Origin of the sequence: Chitinophaga nivalis (genome assembly GCF_025989125.1) — a bacterium.
In the GTDB taxonomy this organism is placed as follows: domain Bacteria; phylum Bacteroidota; class Bacteroidia; order Chitinophagales; family Chitinophagaceae; genus Chitinophaga; species Chitinophaga nivalis.
Genome location: NZ_JAPDNR010000001.1, coordinates 4737307 through 4757960 on the forward strand (window position 1 = coordinate 4737307; position 20654 = coordinate 4757960).

24 protein-coding genes are annotated in these 20654 nt (G+C 48.0%); 14 read left to right on the plus strand and 10 right to left on the minus strand.

Annotated features, from left to right (window positions below; translation table 11 throughout):
• Positions 1-39 precede the first annotated feature (39 nt).
• A complete protein-coding gene (locus OL444_RS18775; RefSeq protein WP_264730710.1) occupies positions 40-2217 on the plus strand; it encodes a S9 family peptidase in 2178 nt (725 codons plus the stop codon).
• A gap of 98 nt (positions 2218-2315) precedes the next feature.
• Here OL444_RS18775 and OL444_RS18780 read toward each other — a convergent pair whose 3' ends face one another.
• The 3 genes from OL444_RS18780 to OL444_RS18790 all read right to left on the minus strand — a co-directional run bounded on the left by OL444_RS18780 (position 2316) and on the right by OL444_RS18790 (position 5089).
• A complete protein-coding gene (locus tag OL444_RS18780) occupies positions 2316-2741 on the minus strand; it encodes a MarR family winged helix-turn-helix transcriptional regulator (RefSeq protein WP_264730708.1) in 426 nt (141 codons plus the stop codon).
• Positions 2742-2857: 116 nt separating this feature from the next.
• The gene (locus OL444_RS18785; protein WP_264730706.1) at positions 2858-3283 is read right to left on the minus strand and encodes an organic hydroperoxide resistance protein; all 426 of its coding nucleotides are present in this window, start codon (positions 3281-3283) and stop codon (positions 2858-2860) included.
• A 270-nt stretch (positions 3284-3553) separates the two neighbouring features.
• Complete coding sequence (locus OL444_RS18790; RefSeq protein WP_264730704.1) at positions 3554-5089, minus strand: M60 family metallopeptidase; 1536 nt, start codon at positions 5087-5089, stop codon at positions 3554-3556.
• A 229-nt stretch (positions 5090-5318) separates the two neighbouring features.
• On the opposite strand from OL444_RS18790, the gene OL444_RS18795 reads away from it, so the two are divergent.
• The 3 genes from OL444_RS18795 to OL444_RS18805 are packed head-to-tail and all read left to right on the plus strand — an operon-like array spanning position 5319 to position 7258.
• Positions 5319-6170: a TIGR02452 family protein gene (locus tag OL444_RS18795; protein ID WP_264730703.1), complete on the plus strand. Its 852-nt coding sequence runs from the start codon at positions 5319-5321 to the stop codon at positions 6168-6170.
• The gene (gene ybiA / locus OL444_RS18800; protein ID WP_264730701.1) at positions 6157-6717 is read left to right on the plus strand and encodes a riboflavin biosynthesis intermediates N-glycosidase; all 561 of its coding nucleotides are present in this window, start codon (positions 6157-6159) and stop codon (positions 6715-6717) included. The genes OL444_RS18795 and ybiA overlap by 14 nt, the downstream gene beginning before the upstream one ends.
• A gap of 1 nt (position 6718) precedes the next feature.
• Positions 6719-7258: an RNA 2'-phosphotransferase gene (locus tag OL444_RS18805; RefSeq protein ID WP_264730699.1), complete on the plus strand. Its 540-nt coding sequence runs from the start codon at positions 6719-6721 to the stop codon at positions 7256-7258.
• A gap of 13 nt (positions 7259-7271) precedes the next feature.
• Here OL444_RS18805 and OL444_RS18810 read toward each other — a convergent pair whose 3' ends face one another.
• Positions 7272-7805, minus strand: coding sequence for a molybdopterin-dependent oxidoreductase (locus OL444_RS18810; protein WP_264730698.1), 534 nt, complete (start codon positions 7803-7805; stop codon positions 7272-7274).
• Between the two features lie 128 nt (positions 7806-7933).
• Between OL444_RS18810 and OL444_RS18815 the strand changes: the two genes are divergently transcribed.
• From OL444_RS18815 to OL444_RS18830, 4 genes are all read left to right on the plus strand, one after another.
• A complete protein-coding gene (locus OL444_RS18815) occupies positions 7934-8365 on the plus strand; it encodes a preQ(1) synthase (protein WP_264730696.1) in 432 nt (143 codons plus the stop codon).
• A gap of 79 nt (positions 8366-8444) precedes the next feature.
• Positions 8445-9209, plus strand: coding sequence for a type I methionyl aminopeptidase (gene map / locus OL444_RS18820; RefSeq protein WP_264730693.1), 765 nt, complete (start codon positions 8445-8447; stop codon positions 9207-9209).
• Between the two features lie 60 nt (positions 9210-9269).
• Positions 9270-10439 carry a THUMP domain-containing class I SAM-dependent RNA methyltransferase gene (locus OL444_RS18825; RefSeq protein ID WP_264730692.1) on the plus strand — a complete coding sequence of 390 codons (1170 nt, stop codon included), beginning with the start codon at positions 9270-9272 and terminating at the stop codon, positions 10437-10439.
• 33 nt (positions 10440-10472) lie between these two features.
• The gene (locus OL444_RS18830) at positions 10473-10817 is read left to right on the plus strand and encodes an MmcQ/YjbR family DNA-binding protein (RefSeq protein ID WP_264730690.1); all 345 of its coding nucleotides are present in this window, start codon (positions 10473-10475) and stop codon (positions 10815-10817) included.
• A gap of 74 nt (positions 10818-10891) precedes the next feature.
• On the opposite strand, the gene OL444_RS18835 is transcribed toward OL444_RS18830, so the two are convergent.
• Positions 10892-11365: an Lrp/AsnC ligand binding domain-containing protein gene (locus tag OL444_RS18835; RefSeq protein WP_264730688.1), complete on the minus strand. Its 474-nt coding sequence runs from the start codon at positions 11363-11365 to the stop codon at positions 10892-10894.
• Positions 11366-11641: 276 nt separating this feature from the next.
• On the opposite strand from OL444_RS18835, the gene OL444_RS18840 reads away from it, so the two are divergent.
• The gene (locus OL444_RS18840; RefSeq protein ID WP_264730687.1) at positions 11642-12514 is read left to right on the plus strand and encodes a class I SAM-dependent methyltransferase; all 873 of its coding nucleotides are present in this window, start codon (positions 11642-11644) and stop codon (positions 12512-12514) included.
• Here OL444_RS18840 and OL444_RS18845 read toward each other — a convergent pair.
• A complete protein-coding gene (locus OL444_RS18845) occupies positions 12511-12993 on the minus strand; it encodes an SRPBCC family protein (protein ID WP_264730685.1) in 483 nt (160 codons plus the stop codon). The two genes, OL444_RS18840 and OL444_RS18845, sit on opposite strands and share 4 nt — an antisense overlap.
• Positions 12994-13286: 293 nt before the next feature.
• On the opposite strand from OL444_RS18845, the gene OL444_RS18850 reads away from it, so the two are divergent.
• Positions 13287-13952, plus strand: coding sequence for a hypothetical protein (locus tag OL444_RS18850; protein ID WP_264730683.1), 666 nt, complete (start codon positions 13287-13289; stop codon positions 13950-13952).
• Positions 13953-13963: 11 nt separating this feature from the next.
• Here the strand turns inward: OL444_RS18850 and OL444_RS18855 are convergent, their stop codons facing one another.
• Complete coding sequence (locus tag OL444_RS18855) at positions 13964-14398, minus strand: nuclear transport factor 2 family protein (RefSeq protein WP_264730681.1); 435 nt, start codon at positions 14396-14398, stop codon at positions 13964-13966.
• Positions 14399-14498: 100 nt separating this feature from the next.
• On the opposite strand from OL444_RS18855, the gene OL444_RS18860 reads away from it, so the two are divergent.
• The gene (locus tag OL444_RS18860; protein WP_264730679.1) at positions 14499-14723 is read left to right on the plus strand and encodes a DUF3820 family protein; all 225 of its coding nucleotides are present in this window, start codon (positions 14499-14501) and stop codon (positions 14721-14723) included.
• 80 nt (positions 14724-14803) lie between these two features.
• Here the strand turns inward: OL444_RS18860 and OL444_RS18865 are convergent, their stop codons facing one another.
• Complete coding sequence (locus OL444_RS18865) at positions 14804-15286, minus strand: bactofilin family protein (RefSeq protein WP_264730677.1); 483 nt, start codon at positions 15284-15286, stop codon at positions 14804-14806.
• Positions 15287-15295: 9 nt separating this feature from the next.
• Entirely contained in the window at positions 15296-16375 is a 1080-nt protein-coding gene (locus OL444_RS18870) for a ParM/StbA family protein (RefSeq protein ID WP_264730676.1), read from the minus strand.
• 277 nt (positions 16376-16652) lie between these two features.
• On the opposite strand from OL444_RS18870, the gene OL444_RS18875 reads away from it, so the two are divergent.
• From OL444_RS18875 to OL444_RS18885, 3 genes are read left to right on the plus strand one after another with little or no spacing between them, the layout of a single operon-like run.
• Complete coding sequence (locus tag OL444_RS18875; protein ID WP_264730674.1) at positions 16653-17000, plus strand: hypothetical protein; 348 nt, start codon at positions 16653-16655, stop codon at positions 16998-17000.
• 39 nt (positions 17001-17039) lie between these two features.
• Positions 17040-17663, plus strand: a complete 624-nt coding sequence (locus OL444_RS18880) for a class I SAM-dependent methyltransferase (RefSeq protein ID WP_264730672.1) — start codon at positions 17040-17042, stop codon at positions 17661-17663.
• A 22-nt stretch (positions 17664-17685) separates the two neighbouring features.
• On the plus strand, positions 17686-19548 hold the full coding sequence (locus OL444_RS18885) for a M1 family metallopeptidase (protein ID WP_264730671.1): 1863 nt from the start codon (positions 17686-17688) through the stop codon (positions 19546-19548).
• Positions 19549-19623: 75 nt separating this feature from the next.
• Here the strand turns inward: OL444_RS18885 and OL444_RS18890 are convergent, their stop codons facing one another.
• The gene (locus OL444_RS18890) at positions 19624-20652 is read right to left on the minus strand and encodes a DUF4249 family protein (protein WP_264730669.1); all 1029 of its coding nucleotides are present in this window, start codon (positions 20650-20652) and stop codon (positions 19624-19626) included.
• Positions 20653-20654: the final 2 nt, after the last annotated feature.

A 20654-nucleotide genomic window follows, 5' to 3' on the forward strand; every position in this document is an offset into this window, starting at 1 on the left:
TTTGATTTTTTAGCTACCATTGCAGGATATACTAAACCAATGAAGAAAATTACGCTATTAATGGTATGGGTGGCCTGCAGCTGCCTCACATTGCAGGCGCAACCCGGCAAAGGTATCAGATGGAGCCGGGATGGCCAATCCGTATTAAAAGCAGTACCGGAAGGGATTACCGCCTATCCGTTGTCCGGAAAACAGGCAGAGGTAAAGATACCGGCCGCCCGCTATACCCCCGATGGTGCTACACGGCCATTGAAAATAAAAGACTTTTATTTTTCAGCAGATGAAAAGAAAGTATTGTTATATACCAATACCAGAAAGGTATGGCGTTATGAAACCCGGGGCGATTACTGGGTGCTGGATGTAGCCAGCGGTAAACTGAAACAGCTGGGAAAAGGTAAACCCGAAGCCTCCCTGATGTTTGCTAAATTATCGCCGGATGGCCGTAAAGCCGCTTATGTAAGCGAACATAATATTTATGTGGAAGACCTGGAAACAGGCGCCATCAAAGCGCTTACCACGGATGGTACCCGCCGTTTCATCAATGGTACCTTCGATTGGGCCTATGAAGAAGAATTTGGCTGCCGCGATGGATTCCGCTGGAGCCCTGATGGGAACAGCATCGCCTACTGGCAGATTGATGCTACCAAAATCAGGGACTTCCTGATGATCAATAACACGGACTCTATCTATTCCTTCAATGTACCGGTAGAATATCCAGTGGCAGGGGAGCGCCCTTCTGCCTGTCGTGTAGGCGTGGCAGATATACAGTCTGCTAAAACAACCTGGTTGCAGGTTCCCGGAGATCAGCAACAACATTATATTCCCCGTATGGAATGGATCCCCGGAAAAAATGAACTGATCATTCAGCAGCTGAACCGTAAACAGAACCATAGCAAAGTAATGATCTGTGATGCCGCTAACGGTAAGGCCCGTACGTTATATGAAGAAAGTGACAGTGCCTGGATTGATGTAAAGTCCCGTTGGGATGATGACAACATTGCCGGCTGGGATTTTATCCGCAATGGTAAATCCTTCATCTGGGTGAGCGAACAGGATGGATGGCGTCATCTGTATAATATTACCCTTGATGGTAAAGCTACCCTGCTGACACCTGGCAACTATGATGTGATCAGCATCGCCAAGATTGATGAAGCCAATAACGTGATCTATTTTCTGGCATCACCGCAGAATCCTACCCAGCAATACCTGTACCGGGTACCGCTGAGTGGTGGTAAGGCTGAACGTATTACCCCGGCAGATGAAGCCGGTACACATGACTATAAGATTTCTCCTTATGGCGCGTGGGCGGTACATGAGTTCTCCAACGCAGCTACCTACCCTGTGTCGGAAAACCTGCAGCTGCCGGCACATGTAAGCAGCACCGGTGAAGTAAAGGCAGCCCTGAAAAAATCAGCGGCCAATAAAGACCGGGTAGAATATTTTGAAGTAACAACGGAAGACGGTATCTCCCTCAATGGTTGGATGCGTAAGCCGGCAAACTTTGATCCGGCCAAAAAATATCCGATTGTATTTTATGTGTATGGCGAGCCTGGTTCTGCGACAACACTTGACATGGTGATGGCGGGTCGCAACTTCCTGTACAAAGGCGACATGGCACAGGATGGCTATGTATACGTATCTATGGATAACCGTGGTACGCCGCTGCCGAGAGGCCGGAACTGGCGTAAATCTGTGTACCGGAAAGTAGGTGTACTGAATGCCCGTGATCAGGCGATGGGTGCAAAAGCGCTGATGAAAAAATACAGCTTTATAGATCCTGCCCGTACGGCAGTATGGGGATGGAGTGGAGGTGGTTCCATGACACTGAACCTGATGTTCCAGTATCCGGAAATCTATAAAACCGGTATTGCCATTGCAGCCGTAGGTAACCAGCTTACTTATGATAATATCTACCAGGAACGTTATATGGGGCTGCCGGAAGAAAACCGGGAAGACTTTGTAAAAGGGTCTCCCATTACCTATGCGGGTAACCTGCAGGGTAATCTGTTATATATCCATGGTACCGGTGATGATAACGTGCATTATCAGAATGCGGAAATGTTGTTGAATGAACTGATCAAATACAACAAGCAATTCCAGTTTATGGCTTATCCCAACCGGACACACGGTATTTCAGAGGGCGAAGGTACCTACGAACATTTATCTACCTTATATACGAATTATCTCCAGACGCATTGCGCACCCGGAGGAAGATAGTATACAAGATAAAGTATAACAGGGTTGTCCCTTAGTTATTAGCTGCTCCTGGCAACTAATAGCTAAGGGACAATTTCTTTGGAGTATGGTTACATCAATTAATCAAGATGACGTTTCAGAATAGGTGCGATCAGGTTTTTGATGCCCTTTACTTCGTCATTGGTAAGTTCCAGACTACGCTGCATATGCTGTGGTATGTCAGCGGCAGCTTGTTTTAGCTGTGCTCCTTGCTCCGTCAGATAAATGTTTACAATCCTCTCGTCTTCCTTGCTGCGAACACGTTTGATTAGTTTCTTCGCTTCCAGCCTTTTCAGCAGTGGGGTGAGGGTGCCCGAGTCCAGCATCAGTAGTTGTCCCAGTGCTTTTACGGATAATGCCTGGTGTTCCCATAAGGATAGCATCACCAGGTATTGCGGGTAGGTAAGATCCAATTCACCCAACAGTGGCTGATAGTGAGCCGTAACCAGCCGGGAGAGCGCATAAACAGGAAAGCAAAGTTGATTCGATAGCTTTAGTTGTTTCAATGTAAAGATTTTAACAACGCGAAATTAAGCTAATGTTTCCAGTAAAATTTCTGTTGCTATGGTATACGCAGCCGGGCATTGGGTAGAAATAATACACCGGCTGCGGAAAGAGGTCATTATAATACCGTCAGTTCCACTGGAATATTGCCGCGGGTTGCATTCGAGTACGGACATACCTGATGTGCTTTTTCCACCAGCTCCAGGGCCTGTTGGCGATCGATATCCGGTATGCTGACTTCCAGTTTCACGGCCAGTCCAAAACCGCCTTCCGGTGTTTTTCCCAGACTCACCTCCGCAGTAACGGCTGTGGTGCCTGTTTTTATTTGCTGGGTGCGGATGACCAGATTCAGGGCACTATCAAAGCAGGCTGCATAACCAGCTGCAAATAATTGTTCCGGATTGGTATAGGTATCACTACTGCCGCCTAAGGCTTTAGGCATGCGTACTTCCAGGTTCAATACGCCGTCATCGGTTTTTACCTGTCCGTTTCTGCCACCGGTAGCTGTTGCCCGGGCAGTGTATAATGTTGCTATGTTCGTCATAATATATTATTTAAGGTTTTGTAAAATTAAATTGCACACAATTTAATTCCAAATTTATTTTTGAAATAAACGTTGTTGATCAGCTGGCCGGTATGGGTAGGGGTATTCTGGTAGCAGCGGCTTGCAGCATAACAAGGCCCGCCGCCTTCTTTAAGGTAAAGGTGCGTAGGTAGGCTGATACATCATTACAGTTGCTAAAACAGGTGCGAAGGAGGGAGAAGCCTCTTCCGGAGACTGCGTGGCAGTGCTTCGGAAGAGGATCGGTGTTAGTTATCGGGTGGATAACGGAAAGTTATACGGCATCCAGCCGGGTAAGGGGGCGAGTTCCTGCTTTACGGCAGTACTGATGGGAATACCCCAGGTTTCAAAGAAAGGAGCGAGGTTGCGGCCGGTGATCGTGGAAAAGGTTTTGGCCCACAGATCTCTTTTCTGTTCATCTGTTTTGGCGTAGTTGCCTTCCGGGTCCCGGATAGCCAGCTCCTGGCATTTGCGGAAAAAGGTTTTGAAACTTTCCCAGCCAAAACCTTCCTGTAATTGCCGGAACAGGATCAGACCGAGGAAGGGGTCATTTTGCCACGTGTCGTAGTTGGCGCCTGCCTTAAAATATTTCTCCATGAGTTGCCGGGTATCATGCGCACTGATGCCGGTATGTGCACCTTCCCGGCTGCCCAGGAACCGGTCGAACATATAGAGGGAGAAGAAATTACAGCTCACCTCCGTAGTGCCGCCAAATACCCAGTCGAGGTTTTGCATGTTATGCCCGATTTCATGAAAGAAGCCCCAGTTAGCGCCTCCTGCAGAAGGAATCAGCAGTTTGGCCGGATCGGCTATGATATCTGCGGATACCATACCAACAGAGGGTGCGTGATGGATCATGATCGGATAACCACTATGCATGTAACCACCACCCAGGTGTTCGTCGATAACAAGACGTTGCGGGCGATAGGCTGGCTGTGGTAACTGGGCCAGTTCCATTTCTCCGCCGGCAATCAGGTTCCATAAATGGAGAATGGAGTCCGGCTGGTGTACCCGTTGCAGAATAGAGTCCGGGAGTGTCAGAATAATATTGTTGGTAGCCAGTTCGCCCCAGGGTGCCTTGTTTTGCCGGAGCTGTTCCTGCCATTCCACGAGGCTGGTTTTTCCTGCTTCAAACAACGGTGCGGGTACAGCGCCACTGATGGTAATATCGCCCTGCCACGCCGTGCCGGTGGGGCTGGCGCAGATGTAAACCAGGCCGCCGAAAGGCGAAGCAATAGTGGTTTTGGTATTTGTTAGTTCGTCTTTCCGGACGATGCGGGGCATGCGGCGCCAGTTTTCAGTGGCGGCTACCCATTCGCCCAGATTGTCGGTATGACAGCCGATCTGTACCCGGATGGATTTATGCAGCAGCCCCGTAGGTAGCTGTACGGTGATCGCCGCGCCGGGTGCGGCATACAGGCCGGTGCTATACAGGTTGTCTTCGAGTGGGGAGCCATATTCCATGCGCGATAAAATACGCTGTAATGTATCGCTGACAGGTTGATGTTGCAGCGCAATGGTGCGGGTGACCGCCACTGCACCAGGTTTTACGGCACCCGGGAAAATAGCTGCAGCCGGATGGGGCAGTACCTGTTTGGGCTGCTTGTTGCTTAACTGCTTTTCACTCCATTGCAGGATGAGTTTACGTAAGCTGTCTTCTTTTACAGATAGTGGTTGCGCTGGACTGATGATTACTTTTTCCGGCCGTACCTGTTTATAGGCATCCTGTGCATAAGCGCCGGTAGCCGCCATCAATAGCATGACGGGGAGTACATAACTTTTTTTCATTGTTCGTGGTTAGGTGACACGGTAAGATAAGTGTTCTGTTCTATAATGATAACGGGAAAGGATGAACGGTTTTTTTATGACTTTCTGATGAAAAATTATGTGGGTAATTAAAAAATGCTTTACTTTGCGTCATATTGACGTGAACAAATTTTAAATCCTTTCATCACCAACCGGCCTTGTTTACCCTCGCCAGCAAATGCCGTAACAACTGATGATCAAAACAACAGCAATGAATAGAAACAAACGGGTGGCCATCGCACAGGAAACCCTGGGTATAATGGCGATGGGTCATTATTACAACCGTAAATCCCGACAGATAGATATCAGCCAGGCGTTGCAACATACCGTGGCTAACACCATACATTATAAACCGGAAGACTTTGAACAGGTATACCGGCAGCGGGACCTGTTATTACAGACAGCACCTGCGCAGACTACCCGCATCACCGTTACCGGTGAAAGTACTTTTGCCGCGGCCTATCGCCTGATAGTGGAAGAAGGGGTACAACAGGTTTGCTGCCTCAACTTCGCCTCTGCCAAGAATCCCGGTGGTGGCTTCCTGGGAGGCGCGCAGGCACAGGAAGAAAGTCTGGCAAGAGCCAGTGGACTGTATGCCAGTCTGGATAGTAAGTGGGAGATGTATCAAATCAACCGGCAGTATCATTCCTGTCTGTACACGGATCATATGATCTACTCTCCCCTGGTACCGGTGTTTCGTAATGACCAAGACGAATTGCTGGAAGAACCGTATCAGGTATCTGTTATCACTGCACCAGCGGTTAATGCAGGCGTGGTGAAGAACAATGAACCGCAGCGGGAAAAAGATATTGCAGCCGTTATGCTGGGCAGGATGGAGAAACTGTTGTCTGTGGCTATCGCACAGGGACAAACCACTCTCATTCTGGGCGCCTGGGGATGCGGCGTATTCCGCAATGATAAAGCTGATGTGGCATCCTGGTTTGCGCATCATCTCCGGGAAAATGATTTATTTAAACAAGCATTCTCGCAAATAGTATTTGCGGTATACGATACAACAGAGAAGCAAGACACTTTAAACATTTTTAAACATGCACTCCAATAAATCGATCTATAGTAACTCCTGGCTGATAGAAAAATTTCAGGCCAAGGAAAAAATAAAATATCTCTTTTTCTGGGGCCACCAGCTATCTCCGGATGGCACGGTTACGAAGAGCTGTTTCAGTCAGTGGATGCACGCCCCCACAGTGGTGGATGGCATCCGCTATCCAACAGCAGAACACTGGATGATGGCTGGCAAAGCCCGGTTGTTTAAGGATCCGGAAACGGAGCAGCAAATACTGACGGCGCCTTCACCGGCAGCAGCCAAAAAATTAGGCCGGCAAGTGAAAAACTTTGACCCCGTGATATGGGATGCCCATAAATTTGAAATCGTAGTAGCGGGCAACATTCATAAGTTTTCACAGCACCCGGCATTTAAAACATTTTTACTCGATACCGGCGACCGCGTATTGGTAGAAGCCAGCCCAATGGATCGTATCTGGGGAATTGGCATGGCTGCCAGCAACGAGCAGGTAGAAAATCCCCTGAAATGGCGTGGCGAAAACCTACTGGGTTATGCGCTGATGATCGTCAGGGATCAATTGAAATAACATGAACGACAATCAGATAAAATCAATCAGCAAATTTTTAAGCCTGATACTCCGGCATAGTCCGGACACCATCCGGCTGCAACTGGATACCCATGGCTGGGCCGATGTAGCCACCTTGCTCCGGCAATGCCATGCGCATGGAAAACGTTTTTCTTTTGCCGAACTGGAAGAAGTGGTACGTAGCAACGATAAACAACGGTTTGAGTTTAATGAAGATAAAACCAGGATACGGGCCAATCAGGGGCATTCTCTCAACATCGAAACCGATCTGCCGGTAACGGCGCCGCCGGAGTTTTTGTACCATGGTACCGTAGGGCGTTTCGTGGGGGCTATCCGTAACAGTGGCTTGCAGAAAATGAACCGGCAGCATGTACACCTGACTGCAGACCGGCACACTGCAGAGCAGGTAGGTGGGCGCCGGGGTGCGCCGGTCGTCCTGTCTGTCAGGAGTGGTGATATGCACCGCGACGGCTATACGTTTTTCCTGTCTGCCAACAATGTCTGGTTAACAGATGCCGTACCCCCACAGTATATTCAGTAGTAAGCCAGGGCTGTCAGGAAGATAGCCGGCTTACTTCAATGGTTTGTACCCATTTTACATGACGTGCTCCCGTGATCTTATCTACCGGGCATACCAATACAAAACGGCCATCTTGCCGGATAGGCTGGCCGTTTGCTTCATATAACAGCCATACCCGATCGCCGGTGGGATTGTTGAAAATTTCATTCCAGGTAAACAGGGCTGTATAGCCATCTATAGCTTTCACTACGATGTAGTACTTTCCTTTTTCTTTGGGTGGGTCCATCAGGATGCCGGCACTATCCAGCAGTGTTTTCAACGCAATACCCCGGTAATGATGGTAGGTTTTTCGTACCGTACCATCGGATCCGGTGATTTGTAACCGACGTCCTTCGCGGGAAGGAAACCGGTGTATATTACTGCTGTCAATCGTGAGAGGATGGGCAACCCGTCCTTTGATATGCACGGTGCTACTGTAGTAGCCGGCGGTATCTGTTTGTAAAGTGCGGGTGCCTGCCCGGGCGGCGTGTACAAAGAAAATACACAGGATAAATACATAAGTTTTCATAAAGGGGAACATTAGTCGTATAAAGCTATTGTTTTTAATACTGCTATCTATGCTGTTTTCAGGAAAGATAAATGTATTTGTACAGGAGATATACTACTTTTGCAGGCATACCATTATATCCCCTTAACATGTCTAAGAAACTATACCATCACATTGATAAAACAATCCTGAAAGGATTGCCGAATCCTTCCCGGGAAAAATATGAAATGAAGATCAAGGTGCCGGAATTTACTTTTCTGGGCGTACAGGAACAACCGGACTTTGCAAAGCTTTACATCACGTTTTATCCTAAAAATAAAATCATTGAATTAAAGTCGCTGAAACACTATGTATATCATCTGCGGGATATCATTGTATCCTATGAGCGCCTGATCAACATCATCTACGATCATATGATGGAAGTCTATGATGCAGACCGGTTAAGGATTACATTGATCTGTAATCCCAGAGGAGGTATCAGTTCCAAACTGGTGATCGATTCTGACTGGAAAGACAGGGGAGGCACAGAACGTTTCCGCGATTATCCGGAGAGAGATGACGAATGGGGGATTCTTATGTAAGAATAACCCCGATATGCTGAACCGGATTTTTCCCGGATAACCGGATCATGAAAAATCCGTATTTTTAAAAAAAATAATTATGTCGATAACTTCAGAAGCAGAATTAGAGGGAATGAAGAAGGTGAGTGAGGCAGTAGCCATCACCCTGAAAGAGATGCGGCATTATGCCAAACCAGGTATGACTGCCCGGGAAGTAGATGAATTTGGCGGAGATATCCTGAATAAGCTGGGAGCGAAATCCGCTCCCCGTCTTACCTATGGCTTTCCCGGCTGGACGTGTATCAGTGTGAATAATGAAATTGCACATGGGATTCCTTCAGAAAAAAAGATATTACAGGAAGGAGATCTGGTGAATATTGATGTATCTGCAGAACTGGATGGTTTCTGGTCTGATAACGGTGGTTCTTTTGTATTGGGAGAAGATGTGCATCAGCACCTGCCGTTGGTAAATGCTTCCAGAGAAATCCTGCACAAGGCTATTCATTACATTAAAACCGGTGTAAAGGTAGCAGATGTAGGGAAGTTGATTGAAACAGAAGCGAAGAAGACCGGTTACAAGGTTATCCGTAATCTGGCAGGTCATGGCGTAGGCAGAAGTTTGCATGAAGCCCCGGATGATATCCTGAACTGTTATGTGCGTTTCAACAGAACCCGTTTTAAAAAGAATGCCGTGGTGGCCATTGAAACGTTTATCTCTACCGCCTCCTCTTTTGCCAACCAGGCCCGTGATGGCTGGACGCTGATCGGTAACAACGGCGGGTACGTAGCCCAGCATGAACATACCATTATTGTAACGGATCATGCACCTGTGATCCTCACGGCCGCCAACGAAATCTGGAACTAAAGCCAGCTTTCCCGGTTGTAATCAGGTTGTTAGCGCAAAGATTGGTAATTTGCGCTCATTATGTCTTTTTCATACACTACGAAGGGATCGGTTACGATCACCTGTAATAAGCGTTTAACACCTTTTCTGGAACAGGAAGTAAGGGACCTGGGATTTACCATAACGGAAACCTTTGTCACAGGCGTACGCCTGCAGGCTACCCTGAACGAATGTATCCGTCTTAATCTGAACCTGCGTTGCGGCAGTCAGGTACTCTATAGCCTGAAACAATTTGAAGCCGCCGATGGCGATGAAATATACAGCCAGCTGTGTAATTATCCCTGGGAAACAATTCTGCCGGATGATGGGTACTTTTCGATTACGAGCAACGTGCAGAATGAAACCATCAACAACAGCATGTTTGCCAACCTCCGGGTAAAAGATGCCATTGTAGACCGTTTACGGCAGCAAACAGGCCGCAGGCCTTCTACCGGTGCAGAGCTGACCGGCGCTGTCATCAACCTTTTCTGGAAAAATACTACCGCCGAAATATTTGTAGATACTTCCGGGGATTCCCTGGCCCGTCACGGATATCGTAAGATTCCGGGTCGTGCGCCCATGCTGGAAGCCCTGGCGGCATCCACGATTCTGGCTACGCAGTGGAACCGTACCGCACCTTTTGTAAATCCCATGTGCGGATCGGGTACGGTAGCCATTGAAGCCGCATTGATTGCCACCAACAGCCGCCCCGGATTGTTCCGCGACAACTATGCCTTTATGCACCTGCAGGGGTATGATGAAAACGTATACCTGGAAGAAAGAGGTATCCTGGAAAACCAGATCAGGGAAGTACCCGGACTGCACATCCTTGCTACCGATCTGAGTGAGGCCGCCATTGTGAATGCGCGCAAGAATGCGAAAGCCGCCGGCGTGGCAGACCTGATTGAATTTAAGGTATGTGACTTTGCCGATACACCTATCCCGGAAAACGGCGCCGGGGTGGTATATATGAATCCTGAATACGGTTTACGCCTGGGTGAAATCGAAGCACTGGAAGAGACCTACGGTCGGATGGGCGATTTCCTGAAGCAAAAATGCGGTGGCTATTACGGCTATATTTTTACCGGTAATCTGGACCTGGCCAAGAAGATAGGATTAAAGGCCAAACGCAGGATCGAGTTTTTTAACAGTACGATCGATTGCCGGTTGCTGGAATACGAACTGTATGCCGGCACTAAAAGAACTAACTAAGCATTACACCTGGTAATGCTGCATGTCATATATATGCTGGACACACTTCACTTTACAGATAAGATCCGCGCTATCTTGCAGCCTTTGCCCGGTGTGCGGGAGGGTATTTGTTTTGGTACAACTGCTTTTTATGCGAAAAAGAAGCTGATTGCACGTATGAAGGAAGACGGGGAGACCCTGGCCATCCATACCGATGACCGCGATACCTGGATGACTAAACAACCAGCGGTTTTTTTCATTACAGAACATTACCGCAACTATGCGATGATGCTGATCCGCCTGCATAAGGTGCGGGATAAAGACCTGGAGGAACTGTTGATAAAAGCATGGCGGATACAAGCCACGAAAACCATGCTGAAAGCATATGATGAGCAGTAAAACATGGCTTGCACAGGAAATGGCAGTTGTCATACCCGGTGCAGGCCATGTTATCAGACGGCTTACGGTGCCGGCTATACGATTTCGCTGACGTTAATGGGACGGGAGAAACTTTCTTCCAGGGAGATAATGGTTTCAGTGCGTTCGATACCTTTGATATGCTGCAGGTCGTCCTGGAGGATCTTGCGCAGTTCACCGCTGTCGCGGCAAATGATTTCTGCAAACATGCTATAGGCGCCTGTGGTGTAGTTTAACCTTACAATCTGGGGTATTTTCAATAACTGTTTGGCTACATTTTCGTACAGCGAGCTTTTTTCCAGATAAATACCAATAAATGCCAGTACATCATAGCCGATGGCCCGTAAATTTACCTGCAGCCGGGTGCCTTTGATAACGCCCATTTCATGCAGTTTCTTAATACGTACATGAATGGTGCCGCCGGATACAAATAATTTTTTCCCTAATTCAGCATAGGAGATACCTGCATCGGTTGACATTTCTGAAATAATCTGCAAATCTAATTTGTCAATATTTAACGAGTGGCTCATTTTCGCAGTGCGATTTAGAATATTTTCTAAAAATATGTATTTTTTTGCAATAATCGTAAAAATATCTCTTTAGGAAGAATTTTTCGACAGCCCTGTTCCGGTGATGCCGTCCCTATCAGCCATTGGCCTTTACTGATGGATGACTGCCGTAAATCGTTTATGTATCACCGTGATAACCAAATGATCTTGTTATGCCAGTCGGGCTGGCGGGAAGACTGGTGGCCATATTCCGTTTTTTTTGATTAATTTAAGGGAGTAATTATTCCCATTTTATCAATGAAATCTACTGCTACCAGCCGAACGGCCCAATACATGGCCCTATTCAGGGCTATGGAAACAACCCGTCCTCAAAATAAAAGACTTTTTACAGATCGTTTTGCCTATTCCTTTCTGGACAATGGTCTGAAAGCCGGCATCTGGCTTTGTCGTATTCCTGGATTAAGGGCTGTGGCAGAAAGTATTATACGCAAAAGAATACCAGGCGCCATGTCGTCCGGCATTGCCCGTACCCGTTACATCGATGACCTGTTGCAACAAAGTATTCAGCAGGGCGTACAGCAGGTGATGATACTGGGCGCCGGCTTTGATACCCGGGCCCTCCGGCTGCCTTTCCTGCACGATATTCCGGTGATAGAAATAGATCATCCCAATACGGCCCGCTATAAGCTGGCGCGTCTCGCTCAGTATAAAATTCCGCCACGTATCCGCTATTACCAGATCGATTTTAATCAGCAAAGCCTGGAAGAACTGGGGCTGATGCATCATTTTGATTATTCACTGCGTACCACTATCATCTGGGAAGGCGTGACGAACTACCTGGAGCAGGAAGCAGTGGATCAGACCTTTACCTTTCTGCAACGTTTTCCGGCCGGTTCGGCCGTGATCTTTACCTATGTGGAACAGGCCGTGCTGGAAAATCCCGCTGCTTTTTACGGGGCCTCGCAATTGCTGCAGGATGTATCTGAGCTGGAAGAGAAATGGACATTCGGTATCAGACCGGAACTGCTGCGCAGTTATCTCTCACCTTTCGGTTTTTCACTGGAAGAAGATCTCGGCGCCAATGCCTACCGCGAGCGTTACCTGCCGGAGCGGACAGAAAAAGGATATGAGTTTTATCGCGTAGCGATGGCTGTCAGAAAAGAAGACTAGCGTTTGTTGAGTAATACCGCGTTTCTAAGTTGCGCTTCGGCTTCCGGGTCCATTAACGATTCTCCGGTTTCACAGTAATGTTTCAGTATACCCAGGTGGCGTGCCCAATGAAAGCTGCACAACCCGAAGTGAGGGGTTTGTGCCATCCAGCCGCTATGCCGGAAATCAAGGATGACGACTCCTTTTTCGGAGTGTTGTTCAAAACTGATATAAGTACCTTCCCATTCGGTCAGCGGACTACGGGGATCTGCGATCTCGGGTAAGCATTCCCATTCTACCCGTAACAACGGACGCAGGTCGGTGATCTTCATTTGATGCGTCCCGTGTAATCCCGCATCAAACGTACATATAAAACCTTCTTCCGGCCGGGCCTGTAAGGGCGGTTCCCACCATTTGGCCAGGCCATCGGGTTGTGTAATGGCAGCATATACTTTGTCGGGTGTAGCCTGAATCCAAACCTGATGATAAATTGTTTCCATGACATAAGTTTTAGTCCTGATCGTGGATGTGTTTGTTCGGCGGGCTTTGCGGAGCGTTTCCGTATTGCTAATATACGATATTATCCCCGTGATTGATGCCGCCGGAACCGGTAGGCCGGGTTCCGGGCGCCGGATATAACCGGCGTATTGACCGCGGGTATAGCGCATGCATATAACAGGCCGGCAGTACTAACGGGAAAGGATATACGCTAAACTTTTTCTTCCGCCCGTTGTTGATACAATACCTTTTGCCGTCCCGGGCAGGAGGGGAGTTCTGACTAAAAACAGCATGTATGCAAACAATGATGTTCCGTTTTTCCTATGGCAAATGGTTGGTGGCCACTTTGCTGGGGTGCCTGATCGCTGGTTGCGGTACTTCCGTACACATGACGGGTACCTGGAAATCACCGGATGCTGCCGCCACAGGTTATCATGAAATACTGGTGGTGGCCCTGTCTTCCAATATTGGCGCTAAAAGCACCGTAGAAACCAGGTTGGAAAATGCGTTGAAGAAGAAGGGAATTGTAGCCGGAAAAAGTCTGGATCTTTTTCCGCCGGATTTCGATCCGAAGGATGATGCTGCAAAGGTGGCTGCCCGGCAAAAAATACTGACTGCCGGCTATCGGGCTGTATTAACCGTATCGCTCGTAGATAAGGCCTCAGACACGCGTTATGTGCCCGGAAGTGTATTGTATGCACCCTATCCGGCTTATGGCTGGTATGGCAGTTTCTGGGGGTATTACGGCTATATGCGCGGCGCGGTGTATTCTCCCGGATATTACACAACAGATAAAACCTATTTCCTGGAAAGTAACTTGTATGACCTGACAGAAGATGGTAAACTGGTATGGTCCGGACAATCGGAAACCTATAACCCCAACAGCCTGGAATCATTTGCCGGCGCGTATGCCAGCAATGTGGTATATGCCTTGCAGCAGGCAGGCCTGCTGCGGAAATAAGCCGGTTGTTGTCAATGGTTGCCGGAGTAGGTATGATCGCATTTGATTTTCCCTTCTTTCACAGTGAATACGCTGCACATGGGGCGTTGCCACTTGCTGCCATCGCTGCCGGTAGCCTCGGCAATGAATTCTACAATGATATGATTCCTTTCGCCGTAGACCTCCTTTACTTCATGCCGGATATCCGGAAATGTTTTTTGCAGGGCCTGATAACCTGCGATGGTTTGTTGCCGCGTTTGCAACAGGGTATCTGTACTACCGCCCGGCGCCAGGAAGATGGCCGTATCCGCATAACAATCGGCTGCTTTCGTCCAGTCGTGTGCGTTAAAGGCCTCATACAATTCCTTTACCACATGCACATTGGCATTGGCGAGACTGATTTTTCCGCCTGGCTGTACACATCCGGCAAACACTAACATCGAAAGCAGGCATAAGTAGTTTCTCATACTGGTCATTTTTGAGCGTCTCTAAGTTACAAAGAAGAAGAAGAAACAAATTAATAATCTAATACTTTAATTTTGCCGGCTTATCAATTAAATCAGTTTTATGGAGATGATGCAGCCTAATCCGGAAATATTACAGCAGCTGGTGGTGATGAAGATGCCTTTTGGAAAATACAAGGATGTATTGCTGTGCGACCTGCCGGTGAACTATCTGGAATGGTTCCAGCGTAAAGGATTTCCGCAGGGGAAGCTGGGGATGCTCCTGGAAACCATGCTGGTCATTAAAATGAATGGATTGACGGGATTACTGACACCCCTGAAACGATAAAACAGTAAACGCATTGCCGGAAGGATAGCGGAGGATATCCGCGATGATCATACCGGCAATGCGTTATCTTATACGCGCTGCTAAAACCAGCTCGTCGCCTGTTCTTCCTCTGGTGGAGGTGGCGGCGTAGCGGCTACTGTAGCGGTTGCATGAAGGGGATCCGTTGCTGAGGCAGTTTCTCCCGGATGATGATCGGATCTGCCTGCCGGCTGTACATTTTTCCGGATAGCACCTTCTATGACAGCACCTTCCTCAATTTCCAGCACAATCGCATTTACATCCCCTTTTACGTAGGCTTTGGTACTGATGTGTGCTTTATTGGTAATGTGTACATCGCCATATACCTTGCCGTATACGACCAGGTCGGTCGCATATACATGGCCACGAATACTGGCATTTTCACTGATCACCAGTTTGCCTGTTGTTTTTACATCCCCTCTCACGTTGCCGTCTATACGCCCCGAAATAGTGGCATCAATACTACCGCTTACGGATACTTCTTTCGGGATGCGGAACGCCCCTGGAGCAATGATATTCCGGAAAAACTGACTGACATTTATCACACAAACAGATTAAGGGGTTACAGGATTGGGTGTCGGTACAAAGCTGGGTGTATGTATAGTTTCGTTTTCAAAGGTAGAAATGATGGAGCTGGAGTTACCCAGATCCAGGCCTACGCTTCTTTGTGGTTTATTATCGGAAATACGGAGCGAGTTATACAAGTAGCCTACACTCATGAGCTTTTCCGGCTCTGGTGCTACTTCTACCGGAATAAAATCCCGGAACTCTTCTGCAAAGGCATCTGTCAGCTCGCGGTAGTGGGCGCCGCCACCCATGAGGTATATTTTTTCACAGTTTTCAAAATCGAGGTCAGTGAAATAATTTCTCATCAGCGGAGATACTACCTCTTTATAATACTGGGTCAACACGCCTTTACGCATGTCACGCAGATCGATCCGTTTACGGTTGGTGAAGATAGAACCTTTCATAAAGGCATCGTCTACCTGGTGTTCATTTTTCATTTCCAGGTAGTGTTTCTGGTTCAGTTCTCTCGTCAGGTTATTGATAGCATAGCGGATGCCATGAGAGCTGAAACAGGTGCGGTGAATGAGGCCATCGCCGGTAGCCATGCCTCCTTCAATGGTACCAAAACCAAAGCTGATGGCAATGAAGTTATCGAGCTGAGGTTCGTTAATAGTTTTCTTTAGCCCGATGATACCACCTACAATTTCAGGGATCACCTCATATCTTTCAATATCCAGCATGGCTTTTTTAAATGCGCCTTTGTTATTGTAAGTCTGGGTATCGTAATCGATGAGGAAATGTCTTTTGCTCAGAAACTGTTCTGCTGCTGTTTTATAGACGTTATAGGTAGAAAAGGGGAAGCCTACGGTCAGGGAGATCGGTTGCTCTACTTTATCAACGGTATTGAGCAAAGCAGCTTTAAACAGGATCTCGTAATCTTCTTCCTGGGGAGAGGCATTGGTTACTCTGCCGGGATTGATACCACCTCTTTTGGCGAGATTGCCAACCAGGTACCAGGTATCATCTTTTTTTACTTTTAATCCATTAAGCAGATCCTTACTGGAGTTTTCGGTGTTCCCGAATGCCGTTTCAAAAACGCTGGGGAAGATCGTTGTAGATACTTTCATAGTGCTTTGTTGATAATAACGATTGTGATAACATCTGGGCCCTGATTAAGGGATTCCATTGAGAACTAAAAATACAGTTAAAAATATACAATATTCAAAACAGGGGAGTGACAACCAGCGGATTTCAGCTAAAATTAATACAGACTGATTAAATTACAAAAATCATTATATAATAACCGGCAACTGCCCGGTAACAGGGATAATAAAACATAGGCTTTGCCGTTTTAGCATAGTCCGCACTCCCCATATCTATACTCACCTTTTATCTGACGGTTGCATGAAATGTTACGGGTTGCTTAGCCTGCTTTTGTTGCAGGCCTGTTTTAGTTCCAACCGGATCTATCATGCGCCTGCCATGGGCGCGGAGTCACAGTTCGAGAAGGGCTTGCGGCCGGAGAAGCGGCCTCAGTACCTGTTTGACAAAACAACCATGAAGGCCATGCAACGGCAGGGGAGCGCACCGGGATATACGCCGAAGCGGCGGAATACCGCGCCCACCATACCTTTACCCAAGAAAACACCTCCGGTGGCAGATAGCCTGGCTACCGCTGCCGATAGCAGCCGGGTACCGGCAGATACCACTCATCCACCTTTACCGGCAGATACCACCCATATCATCCGGTAATTTCCTACATTTGAAACTTTCATCTAAACCAGGTACGTTATGGGAGATAATGAAAGCGCTGCACACTGGGAAAAGGTCTATCAGCAACGGGCGCCGCATGAGGTGAGCTGGACGCAGGATATACCGGTAACATCCCTGGAGCTGATCCGGGCATGTCGGCTGCCGGCAGATGCGCCTATCCTGGATATGGGAGGGGGCGACAGCAAACTGGCAGATCACCTGCTGCTGGCTGGTTATTCCGATATTACCGTTGTGGATATTTCCGCAAAAGCGCTCGAAAAGGCGCAACAACGCCTGGGGGCACAGGCCGCCCGGGTAAAATGGATCGTTGCCGATATCCTGGCATTTACACCACCGCAGGATTATCTGCTCTGGCACGACCGCGCCGTATTCCACTTTATGACCACGCCTGCGCAACAGGAACAATACCTGGCTGCAGTACGGCAGGCGGTAAGGCCCGGCGGATATGCCATTACCGGTACTTTCTCCCTGGAGGGGCCGGAAAAATGCAGTGGTTTACCCGTGCAGCGCTACAGCTGTGATACGCTCACTGCCCGCTGGCAGCAAGGGTTTACAAAAATCTCTTGTTTAGAAGATACGCATACAACGCCTTTTAATACGTCCCAATATTTTACATTTTGTTCGTTTAGCCGTTATCGTTAGAGCCGGCACTTTATCTTTTTATATGAAGCGATCCCGTTTAATTCTACTCCTGCTACTGGCCGGATCTCAACAGCTATTAGCCCAGACACCACTGTACATGCCGCTGAATATCAGCAAGGCTTATGACCAGCATACCCGCAGCAGCACCGGCGCCCCCGGTAAGGCTTACTGGCAGAACAAAGCTACCTATGACATCCAGGTATCTTTTGATCCTGTTACCAACAAGGTAGCCGGCACAGAACATATTGTGTATGTAAACAACAGTCCGGATACACTCCGGAATGTCAACTTTAAACTGTTTTCCAACCTGTATCAGCAGGAAACCATCCGCAGCATGTCTGTGGCAGGCAGCGACCTGACGAAAGGGGTGACCATCAAAAATATGCAGGTAGGAGGTGCCGCAAAGGCTTTGCCGGCACATGTTTCCGGTACCAATATGCCGGTAGGTATCCCGGCACTGGCGCCCGGACAGTCAGCTACCTTCCAGCTGGAGTTCTCCTATATCCTGAATGCCGACTCCCACATCCGTACCGGTGCCGTGGATAGCGGCGCTTATTTCATCGCTTATTTTTTCCCCCGCGTAGCGGTGTACGATGATATCAACGGATGGGACCGTGTGCCTTATACCGGTGTGCAGGAATTCTACAACGACTTCAGTGATTTTCGTGTAGCCATTACCGTTCCTGGTAACTATCAGGTATGGGCTACCGGCGATCTGAAAAATACCGCAGACGTATATAATGAGAAGTATGTGCAGCGTATAGCCGCTGCTGAAAAGCACGACGACGTAGTAGCTATCATTGATACCACCGATCTGCAGCAAGGGCATATTACCCGCAACAAACCCTATAACACCTGGCACTTTGAAGCCAGCCATGTTACTGATTTTGCCTTTGCCGTCAGCAATCACTATTGCTGGAATGCTACCAGCGTGGAAGTAGACCATACCACCAAAAGACGCACCCGCGTAGATGTAGCCTTTAATCCGCAGCATGCTGATTTCTTTGACGTGATCCGTTATGCCCGCACAACGGTAGACAAAATGAGCCATTATTTTCCCCGCTGGCCTTTTCCATACTCACATGAAACTGTGTTCGACGGCCTGGATCAAATGGAATATCCGATGATGGTGAATGATAACCCGCTGACCGATAAAAAGGCCGCGATTGAATTAACCGATCATGAAATATTCCATACCATGTTTCCTTTTTACATGGGCACCAATGAAACCCTGTATGCCTGGATGGATGAAGGTTGGGCCACTATCGGCGAATGGATTATTTCACCACTGATAGACAGCAGCATTGTGGATGATTATGGGATGGCGCCTTATAACAACATTGCCGGCAAATGGCAGGACCTGCCCATTATGACGCCTTCCAATCAGCTTACAGATGCCTATATGACGAACTCTTATCCCAAACCGGCGCTGGGCTATCTGTATGTAAAAGATATGCTGGGCGACAGCCTGTTTCTGCAGGCGCTCCACCATTATATCCGCCAATGGAATGGAAAACATCCGCAGCCTTACGACTTCTTTAACTGTATGAATACAGGCGCCGGCCGTAACATGAACTGGTTCTGGAAAAGCTGGTTCTTTGACAACGGCTACCCGGATCTGGGTATTACCCAGGTTACACAAAAAGGGAAAGCAGCCAATATAGAAATTACTTCGGTGGGCAGCAAACCGGTACCGGTAGATGTAACGGTGTATTTCGAGGATAACAGTAAGCTGCAACTGCATAAGAGTATTGCCTGCTGGGAAAAAGGTAACAAAACCTGTTCCTTCGCTTTTACTGCTGCCAAAAAAATAAAACAGGTAAAGCTGGGTAGTACCTGGGTAGCAGACGTGAATACTGCCAATAATACCTGGCCGTTGAAATAATCATCTCCTGCTATAAAAAAAGACCGGGAAACTATGGCCTGTTACAGGTATGGTTTCCCGGTCTTTTTTAGTTTTTTATAACCGGTCGTAATACAGATAGTATACTTTCCGGTTGCAACCACCCACAATCCCAAATCCGCCGGCAGTATTGCCTCTCAGCTGAATCGCCTGCACCAGGCTGTTCAGGCCCGGGTTACGTTTTACTTTTTCATAAGTCAGCAGGAAATCGTAATACTCTTTGGATACAGATTTCACGCATACCAGCACCCGGCCGGGTAACGTAAAGGTTTCCGTATTGCCGGAAGTGAGGGCATTGGCGTTGATATAAAAATAGGTACTCAGTGGTTTCCCTAATTGGGTAAAGAGAATACAGTTGTAACTTTCATTGAGTCCGCCTACCTGGTTGTTGTCTGCATTTTCATCCTGGGTATAGCAGGGGATACGCAGATATTCATCGAGGAAGGTGGTATCCCGGGTCACTTTTATACCCGGGTTATCTTTCACGGCTTCGTATAGTTCACGTTTATCTTTCACATTGTAACGAACGCCCTGGTACACAAAGAAGGTATCCATGACGGCTGTTTGTTTCAGTGCTTCCATTGCCAGGTATTGCCGGACGCCGGGTAATGGATATATATTGAAGTGGAAACGCAACACGGGCCGACCATTAAGTACGGTATGGATAGAGTCTTTCAGGTCTACTCTGAAAGGAGGAGGAATGGCTGCGGTAGCACTCACTTCTTTCATGCCTGGTACAAAGGCTTCTATTTTATAGGTCCGGGCAGCATCCAGTTTTATCTTACCCTGGTACATACACATGGTGCTGTTATCATCCGGTGTGTATTGCAGGGTTTCCAGTATCTGTCCGTTTTTATCAGATAACTGCACAGTGGCATTGGTCACCTTTTCGAACTGGTTATCTACGCCCGGTACAACAGGCTTGCTTTTTCCTATTCTGACTTCTGCCTTGCCACCGGCTACCAGTTCACTGTACACCACCGTCCGGGGGGTACTATAACCAGGAGGCAGGGTGAGCTGTTGTTCACAGGCGGTAAGCAGGGTGATCCCAAACGCAACATATAATAGGTGGAGCAGGTACTTCATGT